The organism is Streptomyces sp. NPDC044921, assembly GCF_056432865.1.
In genome coordinates this window covers 70187-83348 of record NZ_JBWKIF010000029.1, presented here as the reverse complement: position 1 = coordinate 83348, position 13162 = coordinate 70187, and the positions used below count along the sequence as shown (strand labels likewise).

10 protein-coding genes are annotated in these 13162 nt (G+C 69.8%); 4 read left to right on the top strand and 6 right to left on the bottom strand.

The annotated features are described in order from the left end of the window. Positions 1-140: 140 nt before the first annotated feature. On the top strand, positions 141-1895 hold the full coding sequence (locus AC07DA_RS33015; protein WP_479131915.1) for a lysyl oxidase family protein: 1755 nt from the start codon (positions 141-143) through the stop codon (positions 1893-1895). A 185-nt stretch (positions 1896-2080) separates the two neighbouring features. Here AC07DA_RS33015 and AC07DA_RS33010 read toward each other — a convergent pair whose 3' ends face one another. The 5 genes from AC07DA_RS33010 to AC07DA_RS32990 form a co-directional block, all read right to left on the bottom strand. Next, on the bottom strand, positions 2081-4876 hold the full coding sequence (locus AC07DA_RS33010) for a glycosyl hydrolase (protein ID WP_479131914.1): 2796 nt from the start codon (positions 4874-4876) through the stop codon (positions 2081-2083). Between the two features lie 986 nt (positions 4877-5862). After that, positions 5863-7188 (bottom strand): alpha/beta fold hydrolase, encoded by a 1326-nt coding sequence (locus tag AC07DA_RS33005; RefSeq protein ID WP_479131913.1) that lies wholly within the window; start codon positions 7186-7188, stop codon positions 5863-5865. A 915-nt stretch (positions 7189-8103) separates the two neighbouring features. Further along, complete coding sequence (locus AC07DA_RS33000; RefSeq protein WP_479131912.1) at positions 8104-8919, bottom strand: SAM-dependent methyltransferase; 816 nt, start codon at positions 8917-8919, stop codon at positions 8104-8106. A 183-nt stretch (positions 8920-9102) separates the two neighbouring features. Next, on the bottom strand, positions 9103-9612 hold the full coding sequence (locus tag AC07DA_RS32995) for a hypothetical protein (RefSeq protein ID WP_479131911.1): 510 nt from the start codon (positions 9610-9612) through the stop codon (positions 9103-9105). A 20-nt stretch (positions 9613-9632) separates the two neighbouring features. After that, the gene (locus AC07DA_RS32990) at positions 9633-10706 is read right to left on the bottom strand and encodes a DNA polymerase III subunit beta family protein (protein WP_479131946.1); all 1074 of its coding nucleotides are present in this window, start codon (positions 10704-10706) and stop codon (positions 9633-9635) included. A gap of 813 nt (positions 10707-11519) precedes the next feature. Between AC07DA_RS32990 and AC07DA_RS32985 the strand changes: the two genes are divergently transcribed. Beyond that, positions 11520-11870: a MerR family transcriptional regulator gene (locus AC07DA_RS32985; RefSeq protein WP_479131910.1), complete on the top strand. Its 351-nt coding sequence runs from the start codon at positions 11520-11522 to the stop codon at positions 11868-11870. A 35-nt stretch (positions 11871-11905) separates the two neighbouring features. Here AC07DA_RS32985 and AC07DA_RS32980 read toward each other — a convergent pair whose 3' ends face one another. Continuing rightward, positions 11906-12052, bottom strand: a complete 147-nt coding sequence (locus tag AC07DA_RS32980; protein WP_479131909.1) for a hypothetical protein — start codon at positions 12050-12052, stop codon at positions 11906-11908. 324 nt (positions 12053-12376) lie between these two features. Here AC07DA_RS32980 and AC07DA_RS32975 point away from each other — a divergent pair, with 324 nt between their 5' ends. Together AC07DA_RS32975 and AC07DA_RS32970 are read left to right on the top strand one after the other, a co-directional pair. Continuing rightward, the gene (locus AC07DA_RS32975) at positions 12377-12616 is read left to right on the top strand and encodes a hypothetical protein (protein ID WP_479131908.1); all 240 of its coding nucleotides are present in this window, start codon (positions 12377-12379) and stop codon (positions 12614-12616) included. Next, positions 12616-12993 carry a hypothetical protein gene (locus AC07DA_RS32970; RefSeq protein ID WP_045562174.1) on the top strand — a complete coding sequence of 126 codons (378 nt, stop codon included), beginning with the start codon at positions 12616-12618 and terminating at the stop codon, positions 12991-12993. Before AC07DA_RS32975 ends, AC07DA_RS32970 begins: the two co-directional genes overlap by 1 nt. Positions 12994-13162 lie beyond the last annotated feature (169 nt).

The following is a 13162-nucleotide window of genomic DNA, read 5'->3' as shown; positions in this document are numbered from 1 at the left end:
CCGGGCAACCGCGCAACCGGTCCGTTCCTCTCACAGCGCGGGCGGAGCAAGTGCCTCTCACAAGACGGCTCCGGCCAGGACCTCGCGGTCGTGCCGTGCCGCCTGCTTCCTTCTCACAGCACCGGAGGACGAGGAAACCCATGACCAGAAAGCGCACCGCCCGGCTGCGGCGTACGCTGCTCGCCGGCACCACGGCCGTCGCCGTGACCGCCGTGACCGCCGGCATCGTGGCCGCGGCGCAGGAGCCCGCGAAGGCCGCGACGGGACCCAAGCTGGGCCTCGTCGCGGCGACCACTTCGGTGACGCTCACCTCCTGGAAGGAGGAGCCGGGGGTGTACCTGGACCTCGGCACCTACCTCGTCTCCGAGGGGAAGCCGCTGGAGCTCAAGGTGACCCGCAAGTCCTACAAGGACCCGGTGACCGCCACCCAGACCGTGTACGAGGGCGGCAAGGCCAAGACGAAGAAGCTGCCCACGGGCACCGTGAAGGACTTCTCCGGGCTGCCCGGCTTCTCGGAGATCACCCTCACCGACAAAGCCGGCAAGAAGGTCCTCACCCGCAGTGAGAGCTTCTGCCCCAACAACGCCAGCGGCCGCGTGCGCCCCGACGCACCCTCCACCTCCAAGTATCCGGAGAGCTGCCCGACCAACCCCTTCACCCTCGGCTCCGTCTGGGGCATCGAGAAGGGTTGGGCGGCCAACACCTACGCGGGCTCCTACACGGAGCCGGCCCAGCTGGCGGCCGGTACGTACACGGCCAAGGTCGGTGTCGCCAAGAAGTACCGCGACCTGTTCGGCATCGCCGACAAGCCGGCCACGGTCAAGGTGACCGTGGTGGAACGAAGCGAGGACGACGAGAACTCCAGCGGCGCGGTGCGTCGTTCCGCCCAGGCCGGCAAGCACGCCGGGCACGCCGCCGGTCACCACACGCCGACCACGCACTCCGGTCACGGGCCGGGGCACGCCCCGTCCCCCGCGGAGGCCGCCGCGCCGGTGACGAGCGGGGCGGGCCCCTCGTACAACGTGGGCCACGGTCCGCTGAGGGCCGCGCCGCCGGCCCTGCCGTGGGCACTGAAGAAGAAGCAGAAGTCCGCACCGTCGCCGCAGGCCGGGGACACCGCCGGCCGGACCGACGGCTCGCGTCAGGCGCCCGCTCTCAAGCCGCTGTCGAAGCGGCCCACCGGCAAGGCCGCCGTCCCGGACGTGCCCAAGCCGGACCTGCGCTCGCTGCCGGCCTACGGCATCACCGTCAGCGACGGCGACAAGGACATCCCGGGCAAGGACCACCTGGCGTTCAGTGCCAACGTCTGGAACGCCGGCCCTGCACAGCTCGTGGTGGACGGGTTCCGCTCGCCCGGCAAGGCCAAGATGGACGCCTTCCAGTACTTCTACGACGCCAAGGGCAAGCAGGTCGGCTACACCCCGACCGGCACCATGGAGTGGGACCCGCGCCCCGGCCACATGCACTGGCACTTCACCGACTTCGCCAGTTACCGGCTGCTGAAGGCCGACAAGAAGGAGGCCGTGCGCAGCGGCAAGGAGGCCTTCTGCCTGGCCAACACCGACGCGATCGACTACACGGTGAAGAACGCCAACTGGCACCCGTACAACACGGACCTCTCCACCGCCTGCGGCGAGGAGAACTCGATCTCCGTGCGTGAGGTGCTGGACGTGGGATCCGGCGACACGTACACCCAGGACCTGCCGGGCCAGTCGTTCGACATCACCGACGTGCCCAACGGCACCTACTACATCCAGGTGCTGGCCAACCCCGAGAAGCGCCTGAAGGAAACCAACCTCGACAACAACAGTGCCCTGCGGAAGATCGTGCTCGGCGGCAAGCCGGGCAAGCGGACGGTCACCGTGCCGGCGCACGATCTGGTGAACGCCAACTGACCTCGCCACACGCCCGAGAGGTGCGTCCACGCCCGAGACCAAGGCGGGGACGCACCTCTGAGCGGCATCCTGAGCGGGGAAACCGGCTTCACCGAGGTTCGCACGGTGGAGTGATCGCGCCGGGACGGGACACCTGCAACGCGGCAGTGGTAACGCTGCCCGCCGCACGGCCATGCCGCGCCGGTTCAGCTGTAGGGAATCACCACGACGGTCTTGTCCGTGCCCGTCTGGAGCTTCGACGTGCCGTTGCCGATGGCGCTCCAGACCTCCAGACGGACGGTGCCGCCCTTGAGGTCGCCGAGGGTACCCGTGGATGCCTTGAGGCCGCGCGCCTGTGTGTACTCCTCCCATCCGACGACCGGGTCGGTGGCGAAGTAGTTGTACGTCTCGGTCCGGTCGAAGGTGCCGTCACCGGTGAGGTCGTAGCTGACGCGTGCCTGCTGGCCGAGGCCGACCGTGGTGCCCGCGTCCACCTGGAGCCGGAACGTCGTTCCCGCACCCGGGGTGAGCTTCCCGTTGACTTGGCGGACCTCGTAGACGAGAGGCCGGTACGGCGTGCCGTCGTGGTTGGCGCCGCCCCCGGAGGCGATCGTGTCGCTGCCCGCGGTGCCGCCGGTCGCCGTGGTGAGGACGCCACCGCTGCGCAACTGGAAGGTGTTGCCCGTCGGCGGGTCGGGGTCCGGGTCGGGGTCCGAGGAGCCCGACCCCGTGCCGCTCGCGGTGGAACGGGCCGGCACGGAAAGAGTCTTGCCGTCCGAGAAAGTCACGGTGCGCGCCGTTGAGCCGTGGTTGTGGGCGACGTACGTGCGGGTCGTCCCCTTGGTGAAGACGGCCGAGGTGGGCAGGTCACCGGTCACCGTGGCGTCCGGAGCGCCGATCGCGTCCAGAGTGTTGATCCAGTGGTAGGTGTGGGCCTTGGATTCCCCCTCCTCCGGGGTGTATCCGGCATGGCCCGCGTCCCACTTCGACTTGGCCGCGGCAGGATCGGCCATGGACTGGAACTCCCAGAGGATGTCGCGCCATTCGACGGCCGGGCCGCCGTTCTCCCGTTCCATCTCGGCGATGTTGCGCCGGATGGCGGCCTTCTCGCCGCCGAGGTGGAGGGAACCGCCCGTGACGGGCAGGACGTTGATGCCGTGGATCTCCTCGGGGTTGGCGGTCCACCAGGTGGAGTACGCCGCGCCGCTGCCCCACACCATGCCGGCCGTGTCGTGCCCGAAGGAGGACGGGAAGACCTGTTCGTCGGCGTCGAACCAGTACTGTGCGATCGATTCCGACTCGGTGGTCAGCAGGTAGGCGCCGAGGTCGCGCAGAGAGGTGTCTCCGGTTGCGGAGCCCCACAGGACGAGGGCCGCGCTGAGGTTGGTGGACTCCGAGGAGGACTCCTGGTTGTTGCCGGCGGCGAAGCCCTGGTGGCCGGAGGCCCAGCTGTGGCCCGCGTAGACGTCGAAGCCGCGCAGGAAGGGGAACGCGGTGTCGGTGCGACTGGGGTTGGCGGTGTCCCGCACGAGAGTCTTGACCATGCCGCCCCACGCGGAGTCGGCGGCCCAGCCCTGGTCGTACTGCGCCACGATCGCAGCCGCGTAGACGTAGTAGCCGTAGTGGAAGTGGTGGTCGTTGAGTTCGGTGTCGCTGCCGTAGGAGGCGGGGTAACCCGTGAGGGTCTTCCAGTCCTTGTCGTAGCTGAACTCGTTCGCGCCGCCCGCTGTGAACCACTCCTGGAGCTTGCCCTTGATGAGGCCGAGGAGCCGGTCGCGGGTGCCGGTCTCGCCGATCTGCTCGGCCACCGGGACGAGTTGGGCGAGGCGGCCGAGTGCCTTGCCGGTCCAGTAGGTGTCGGTGGCGCCGGAGAAGGGGTCGGAGGCGTTCACGACGTCGTTGAGGTAGCCGCGCAGCCGGGCCGCCTCCACGCCGCTGGACTTGGGCAGCGCGGGCAGCACGGCGGCCGCCTTCTGGCTCGTGGTGAACGAGGCCGACTCGCGGACCTTCATGGTGCCGCGCGGGGAGACGTAGGTGTAGGAGGTCAGGGCGTCGGTGGTGTTCAGCCACTGGTGGCGGTAGAGCGCCTGGAGCGTGCCCCGCTCGGTGCCCTCCTTCGCCGCCGTGGTGAGCGTGTAGGTGGCTCTGACGGTGCCACCGGTGTAGTTCCAGGTGACCTTGGAGTCGGTGACGAAGCTGAAGGCGTACTTCTTGAAGGTCGCCAGCGCGTCGGTGGACGGCAGCACGGCGACGGAGAAGTAGTCCTTGGAGCCCAGGCCGGCGGTGACGGTGGAGCCGGAGACGTTCCAGTCGCTGCCGGTCGGAGCGAACAGCGCGTAGTGGTGTCCGGCGACGGTGATGCCGAGGACGTTGCCCTGGTCGGCGAAGACGCTGGGCGTACCGGCGGTGGTGATCTGGGCGTTGCCACCGGTGCCCTGGGCGTAGACGAACGGGGAGCCGTGACCGATGGTGGTGCGCAGGGTGCGGGCGCCGTCGGACCACAGGGGAGTGACCGTCCAGTCGGACCAGTTGTCGGCCTTGGTGTCCGGGGAGTTGAGGCCGCTCAGTCCGATGGTGAGGTCGCGCTTGTGGGCGTACTCGTACTGCCGGCCCTCTCCGACGATCGAGGGGGAGGTCGGGTAGCCGACGTCGAGACCGGCGGCCGTGGCCTGGTAGGTGAGGGGGTGCCCGTACATGGGGGTCGACCACGGGTTGTCGCCGTAGCGCTGGAAGGCGAGGGAGGACCACCAGTCGTTGGTGGGCACGGGCCGGGTCCGTGCGGCGGCGGTCACCTTGGGGGTGACGGGAGTTCCCGTGTTGGTGGTGGGGCCCGACGTGCCCGAGGGGCGGGAGTCGGAGTAGCTGCCCGAGCCCACGGGCACGGTGGCCGCGGCCGCCGGGGTGGCGGCCGGGCCCAGGCCGAAGGCGGCGAGGGCTGAGGCCGTCAGGAGTATCACGGCCGGTCTGGTGCGTGTGCGTGTGCGCGTTCGTGGGGATGGCATTGCGACACCTCAAGTCTTCACAGCTGGGGAGTTTGAGAGCGCTCTCAGATGGCCGGAACGTAAACGCCGGGTAATGCACGTGTCAATGCCTTGAACGCAGCCGGTAGTTGACGATTGATGCGGCCTCCTGTGTCTTCGCAGCTTGACGAGGCGGGGCGGGGGTGGACCGGCGAGGGCGAAGCCGGCGTCCTCGGTCCGCGGAGACCACGCCACTTTGTCGCCCGTGTGCGCGGCACCGGCTGCGGGCGCGGCCAGTGGGCTCGGATCGCTGCCGGGGTGCCCGCTTGCCGCTGTCCAGGCGCCCAACGCCTTGCCGACGGCCCGACGGCCGGTGAACCGCCGCACGACCGTCGTACAGAGCGGGGACACGCGGTGATCGCTGCGGGGTATGGCCACGAGGTGCTGCCCGGAGTGGCGGTTGGCGCTCCGGGCCCCGGAGATGTCCCGCGCGGCGTGAGCGGCCTGCTGAAGGCGCCGGTGCCGACGCCTTAAGGAGAGCGCGGCTCGGCAGACGGAGGTGAGGGAGGTGGTGAAGCCCACGGGACCGCATGCGGTGAGGTGTCCTCGCGCTGCCGCCGAAGTGCCGGTCCCGGCGGCTGTCCTCCTCGCAGGGGGCCCTGGCACCGCCCCGGGTTTGGTCCCCCCCGCCGTCGGCCTGGTCCCCGTCATCGCGGTCACGGTCGGCCGACGGTGCTGTGACGGCGGGCGCGGCGGCTGATGTCCACCCACGGCCCACAGGCCTGACCCGTGCGGACACAGGACATCCGGGGGACCGCCGACGGGGGGCGAGGCAGGGCCGCCGCCGGGAGACGGTCGGAGGGTGACGCTGCTCCGGCCGGACGGCCGGAGCAGCTACGGCTCGTGGCCGCCCCCGGGGCGGCTGGGACGGACGTGCCCCTATCGCGGGAGCCATCGCCGCCGGATGGAGCGTGGTGCACCGGCCCCACCTGGTTCGGTGGCGAGGTCGCCGAACGGGGGGGAGGAGGTCAAGAACGCAGGGGCACGGTCGCGCAGTTGGAGGTGACCTGCTTGCCGTTGAGCCGGTCGGTCAGCCAGTCGATGGCGTCACCCTGATCGGTGAGCAGCGGTGTGAAGTGGTTGATGAGAGGGCTGCCCAGGTCGGGCAGGGGGACGGGCTCGTAAGTCACGTCGGCGCCCTTGGCGCACCAGTCGGCCGCGAGCCGCCGCGCCTGGGCGTGGGGTACGAGGTTGTCGCTGGTGCCCGTGGCGACCCGGACCGGGGAGGCGGGCTTCAAGGTGCCGATGCGCTGGTCGTTCAGGAAGTCCTTCAGCGCCGGCTGCGCGTTGATGATCTCGGCGAGTGAACGGCCGTCGACGGTCCACCTGGTGCTGCGCACTCCGCTGTAGGACAGCAGCGCGTCACCCACGCACATGGTCGACAGGTCCTTCAGGGCCTCCTTGCCCGCCGCGTTCAGGTGGGTGTCGGCGATCGGCTCCAGCGCGGGGGCGGACTGCAGGAAACCGTTGACCGACCAGCCCAGGGCACCGGTCAGTTCGCTGCCGTCGATGGACTTCGTGACCTCGATCAGGTTTGCGGGTGGGGCGCCCGCGGAGGTGCCGGCGAGGGTGATGTCGGGTGCGTAGGAGGGCTGGAGTTCGGCTGCCGCCGCGGTGGCGCCGCCGCCCTGGCTGTAGCCGTACAGCGCCACGTGCGAGGCCCGGGTGACCGAGGAGCCGCTCAGGGAGCGCACCGCGCGAACGGCGTCGAGGACTGCGTGGCCCTCGTCCACGCGGTTGACGTAGGTGTGGAGCCGGTCGGTGGCGCCGAGTCCCGCGTAGTCGGTGACGACCACGGCGATGCCCTGGGCCAGCAGGCGGTAGATCGCCAGGTTCTCGTAACCGACCGACAAGGTCTTGCCGTTGACCAGTAGGGGGCGCTGCAGGCCGAGTGACGCGGCGCACTGGTCACCCTGCCCCATGGTGCCCGGGGCCACGACGACCAGGGGGCGCGCTCCGTTGCCCCGCCAGGTGGCCGACGGTTCGATGTAGGCGCCGGTGACCGCCATCGGGCCACCGCTGGAGTCGGTCGACTTGTACATCAGGCGGGTGGCGGTGCCGGGCAGCGGCCCGGCGAGGCCGGGCAGGCTCAGCGCGAGGGGCAGCGGTTCGCTGCGTACCACGGTGCCGTTTGCCGCGGGCAGGTTCGCGGGTGGGGTGTAGAAGGCCGGGATGGTGACGCCGCGCGAGACGACGACGTCGGACTGCGGGGCAGCTGAGGCGGGCAGGGCCGTGGCGCAGAGGCAGGTGGCGGTCGTGACCGCCGCGGCCAGCAGACGTGCGGAAACGGGCATGACGGATCTCCGAGGCGGTGGGGAGGCCGAGCTCTCGGCTGCGGCTCGGGCGGTGACGGCCCGTGAGGCAAGGGCCTGCGGCGCGGGGGCACGGTCGTCCATCCGTCGCCTCACACCGCTGTTGGACGAAGTGTCAGGACCGTAACCCTGACGGTGTTACCCGGGGTAGCCCTCGGTAGGTTACGGTTCGGTAAGGTGTCGTACGAGGGCTCGTCGACGGGCGAAGCGGTGTCAGTCGCTCGTCGGGCTGGCCGCGTGTCGACGGGTTGGCTGCGTGAGAAGTCAGGGGAGACGTCATGTCAGGCCACCTCATCGGAGCCTCCGCACACGGACAGACGTTGCGGAAGCGGGGCCGTCGAGCTACGCCATGCCAGATCGCCCGCACCGACCGCGCCCATACCGCTGGCACGCTGCGCGGCATGCACCTGTACCGGGGTAGGAGCTGCTGCTGACGCAGCTCTTCGACCGGGAGCCCGCCTCCCACGATCGGCGGGCCATGGTGGTCTCCACCGCACCGACGCCGGGCGCTCCCCGAAAGCCCATCGTCGCCCTGCGGCAGACCCTGGAGCAGATTCCAGCGCGCGCCTGACCCAGATCGGCTCCGGCCCTCCACCGCGTGCGCGCGCCATCGGCAGGCCTGTCGGGGACGTCAACCGACAGCTACCAATTCAGAGAGGACGCCACCGGCGCGCCGCCGAACCCAAGAGCTGTGCCGGGTTCCCGGTGCCGTCCCGCCGGACACTTGCGGGCCGGTTGCCGCCAACAGCCCAGGGGCAGCCGCGCGAAGACGCAGCTGCCCCGGCCGTCCGGCTGCGCGGGTCTGGCCCCTGCGTGGACCGCGAACGGCGGCGGGCACCTGAGTGAGGTGACGCGGACGGTGGCCGCGCCACCTCACATAACGGCGTCACGGCGAGGTCACGGCTTGCGGGCCAGGCCGCCGTGTTCGGCGATGATTTCGGGGGCCGGGCCGTTGGGGTCGGGTCGCCAGTGGGGGACTGAGACGACGCCGGGGTCCAGGAGCTCCAGCCCTTCGAAGAACGATGTGATCTGGTCGACGGTGCGCAGGTTGTACGGAACGGCGCCGCTCTCGTTGTACGCGTCCTGGGCCTGCTCGAAGACCGGGTCGATCCCTCGCGAACCATCGTTGATGGAGAGGTAGCTTCCGGACGGCAGTGCCTCCATCAGGCGGGTGACGATCGAGCGCGCCTGGTCGAAGTCCGCGATGTGGCCCAGGATGTTGCTGAGGATCAAGGCGGTCGGCCGGGTGAAGTCCAAAGTGTCCGCGGCGGCCGCCAGGATGTGGTCTGGGGCCAGCACGTCCGAGTCGACGTAGGCGGTCGCCCCCTCCGGCGTGGAGTAGAGCAGGGCTCGGGCGTGTGCCAGCACCATCGGGTCGTTGTCGACGTACACGATCCGGGACTCCGGGGCGATCCGCTGGGCGACCTCGTGGGTGTTCTCAGCGGTCGGAAGCCCTGTTCCGACGTCGAGGAACTGACGTATGCCCGCCTCGGTGACCAGGTACGTGATGTTGCGGCGCAGGAAGGCGCGACTGCTGCGGGCGATGGTCACGATGCCGGGGAACACGGCGGTGTAGGCATCGCCGGCTTGCTCGTCGACCGGGTAGTTGTCCTTCCCTCCAAGCCAGTAGTTCCAGATACGGGCCGAATGCGGCACAGAAGTATCGATGTTCTGGTGCGCTGCCGGGCCGGGTGGGGTCGCGTGGTCGGTCATCTCTTGCGTCTGTCTTTCAGCCGAGGTGAGGAGTTCGGGTTACAACCTATGGTCCGACACCACTGATGAGTAAGGCAGTTCACCAACCCGGCGCGTCCGAGCATGGGTTCGGGAGTGGCCCCGTCCGGCAGCGCTCGACCGGCCGACGGCGCCCCTCGGCGGTGAGGGGCGGGTTCCGAGGCGTCACGCGGTGGGACCAGGTGCGGAGGGCCGCTTGGTGACGTCCCGCTGGGAGATGGCCTCTGCCACCTCGTCGAGGGCCGTGCGCAGGGAGGCACCGTATGCATCACGAGGAAGGCGGTGGGCGTGCTCCTGGGCTGCGTTGATGTGCTCGGTAGCGGCGTTGAATGATCCGAGGCGGCGGTAGTTGTCGGCCAGGTTGAGGTGGAGGGATGGGAAGAACCCGGCGATGTGGAGACTGGCGTGGTGCTCCTGGGCACGCTGTTCGGTCACGGCGTCGGCAGCGTCCAGGGCCCGGACGTCCCAGGCGAGGGCCTGGGCGGGATCTTCGTAGAGGTCCGCCAGATAGTGGGCGAGTGAGCAACGGTGCAGCGGGTCCCCGGTGACGCCGATCTCCGACCACAGGTTCAGGAGCTTGTGGCGGGCGGACACGATGTCGCCCGTTCGACCTTCGAGGACGGCTTGGCCGATGGCTTCCATGGTCGGATTTGGGCTGGCGGGTGTGGTGGTCATGAGGTTCCTCGTCGTCGTTCTCAGGCTGAGTGGTCGAGCTTGATGGGCATGGCCAGGGTGGTGAGGTCACCGCGGTCGGCGGAGCGGATCGTGACGGGCTGGTTGTGTCCTCTGATGTCGAGCATCACGTCGGGGCCAATCGCCGTGCTCACGGCCGGATAGAGCGTGGTCATCTCGAACCGGATCTGGCGGGCCTCACCCGTCACCGTGGCGGAGAGCGGGATTCCGGGGTGTTCGTCGTTCGGGGACCGGACGTTCACACTGTGATCGGTGATGTGCAGTACGACGTGTTCGTCGGGATGCTCTTCCAGAACCCGCAGCAGCAGGTCCTTCGAGATCGTCACGCGGGTGGTGACATCGTCTAGGTACTCAAGCATCAGACGGTGGTCGGGGAACTCCTCACGCAGCGTCCGGCAGTGCCGGTCCTCCCGCTCGGGCATGCGCAGCCAGATCCCGTGCGGCACCGCTTCGATACGGATCAACGCACTGCGCCGGACGTCGGCTACCGCAGCCCGGAGGTCGTCGCCGTCGACCGTGCCGGCCCAGGTCTGCTCCGCCGGCCGCGTCGGCACCAGGGTCCGAGTGGAGAGCCGGTACCGGTCGGTCGCCGTCAGGACGATCGCCTCGTCACTCGCCTCGATGTGCAGGCCGGCGAGCACCGCCATCCCCAGCTCGTACGCGGTCGCAGTCAGAACCTGCTCGACCGCATCCGCCAGCACGGGACCCTTCAACGTGGCAATCAGCCGACCGGGCACGTTGCCGCCGAGCGCGGATTTGATGACCGCCGCCTTCCGCCGTGCCGCCGCCGCATCCCCTTCGATCTTGGCGACATACTCGTCGAGCAGCCGTGCCGCCTCGTCCGCCCCGGCGGCAAGGACCGCCTCGACCGCAGCAAGGGGCATGGCGATCTCGCGGAGCCGGCGCAGTGTGGTCGCCCGCTCCAGTTGGGCGGCGGCGTAGTAGCGGTAGCCCGTGACCGGGTCTACGTCGGCAGGGGGCAGCAACCCGGAGTCGGCGTAGAACCGCAACGCGCTGGAGGTCAGGCCACTGCGCTGCGCGAAGACCCCGATAGGCATCAGCTCGGAACTTGGCACCCCGCCATCATTGAGCTTCAACCAACTTGAAGGTCAACATCGACGTGGTGGGTCACCGACGTCATGGCCACCGCCCAGACGGAACGCCCGGGCGCACGGCAGTGGTGCCGTGTATGGACCCGATCAACCTGGGGCACGTCAGCAGGCTGGGCCTGGTCGTCGTCCACGGCGTCGGCCGACGCCGTGCCGTAGGTCAGCGCAGCCGCACCCGGTCACGACCGAGTGCCGGGTCGTGCCCGCCATGACCTTCACCACCACGTCGCCGCCACCGGCAGGGGTGAGGAGGCGTCGGTCTTCGTGAACGCCCACCCGGCCTCGGGGACCAGGTGCGGGCGACGATGGAAGCGAGTACCGCAGACCTTAGAAGTCCATGTGCAAGCTGGGGAGGAAATCTGCATTCGCCAGTGTAGACATTGCTGCGTAGTAGGGCTATATTCTCTGGTGTACCCAGGAGTCGATGAGGGCGCGGCAGAGACGAACCGCCGCGCGCAGGTCAAGCAGGACGCGGCCCCCGGTAGCACTAGGGGGCCGCGAGCAGTAGCTGTGTGATGAGTGCAGTTCAGTAACCGAGGTAAGGAGCCGAACGCCATCAGGATCGCCCGGGCGAGGACGAGTCCGCCCGGGTACCGCAGGCCCCGGAATGGAAGGTGGTCCCCGGTCACGCATCCGCGATCCCCGCAGCCCCACCCTCCGAGGTGAACCTGCGGACAACGAAGGCCGGCACGGTGTGCCGGTAGATGGTGTTGAAAGCTCGGGGCCCGGGTGCCGTACGGCACCCGGGCCCCCCGACGCGTCCCCAGGAAGAAGAGGTCTATGCCCCCTGCCAGTACCCGCCCCGTCGACAACCTCGACGATGACGACTACCCCGCCTACACGATGGGCCGGGCCGCCGAGATGCTCGGTACCACCCCCGCCTTCCTCCGAGCCCTGGGGGACCACCGCCTGATCACCCCCTTGCGCTCCGAAGGCGGTCACCGCCGTTTCTCCCGCTACCAGCTGCGCGTCGCCGCTCGCGCCCGCGAACTCGTCGACCAGGGAACGCCCATCGAGGCTGCCTGCCGCATCGTCATCCTCGAGGACCAGCTGGAAGAAGCCCGACGCATCAACGAGGAACTACGCGCCCGGGGCCGGGACCCGCATTCGAACACCTCGGCTCCGGCGTGATGCCCACCACGCTTGAACTGCCGTCGCCCGTTATCTCAGGTCGGTGACGGCAGCGGGATCGCGCTGCGCAGCGCCACGCCAACGCCTCCTGGGCAGGAACCGTCTCCTTCCTCGACGAGGTCGAGGAAGGCCGCGATGTCCCGTGGCCGCCAGTCGGGGTCGCGGTGCGCGGCACGGCTCACCGACTCCGTACCCGGGGCCCGGCGGCAGGAGCGGGACGTTGGGCTGGGGCCAGGTGCCGCCTCCCAGATTCGCCCATGGTCCAGCCGGCCGTGCGTGCCGGAGCTCAAGGGCCGGTGCTGCCCGCCGCGGTCCCGTCCCCGGGTCCCCATGACCTGCTACTGACCACGCAATGAGAAACGATGCAGGACTCGCCACCGGCACGGGACCGGTCCCCAGGCGTAAGCCCAGGCCACACACCCCTTTCCGGGCGCGGCCCGTCGTTCCCCCACAGGGTGAGTGACTGCCGACGCCAGCGGGTTGGTAACAGCTGTTATCATGCTGGTATGGCGAAGACACAGCTGGGCGCACGCGTGGACGAGGACATCGCGGAGCTTGCCAAGCAGCGCGCGGCGGACCTCGGGCTGAGCATCGGCGATTACCTCGCCAGGCTGGTACAGGACGATGCCAGCGGGCTGCGTGCCCGAGCGGTGGACGCGGCCGCCCGCTTCCTCACCGAACACCAGGCGGTCTTCGACGACGCCGAGAACACCCAGCAGACGGCTCGGGGAGCGCGCGCGGCCTGATGGACCTGCACATCGACGTTCCCTGGATCCTGCAGGTCGCCGAGGCCGCCGGGGCCGACGACCCAGCCCCGGACGACTACGGCGTTCCCGTCTCCGCGGTCGCCCGCCACCGAGCCGAGCTGTTCGAGCAGCCCGTGTACGACGGCCCTTACGCCAAGGCCGCCGCCCTGGTGCACACACTGGGCCGGTGCCGCTGGCTGGAGCGTTCCAACATGGCCGTCGCCGCTGCGTCCGGCGTCATGTACCTCGAGGCTGCCGGAATCACGGTCAAGCCCGGCCACGAGGACGCCGTCGCCCTCAAAGACCTGCTCCTTGACCCCGCCTGCACCGCAGGGAAGATCGCCGCTCTGCTGCGGACCTGGCCCACCGCCACCTGACCCCCACCACCGCAGCCCCTGCACTGGGCGGCGAGGCCGCCGACCGGCCACCGCCACCTGACCAGACGCGCGATTTCCCTTGTCGCTTCTGGGAGTGATCGCGAGACAGGCGCCGTACCCGCTCCATGAGCCCGCGGCTTTCCGGAGTCCGTTTGGGCACGGCCACTGG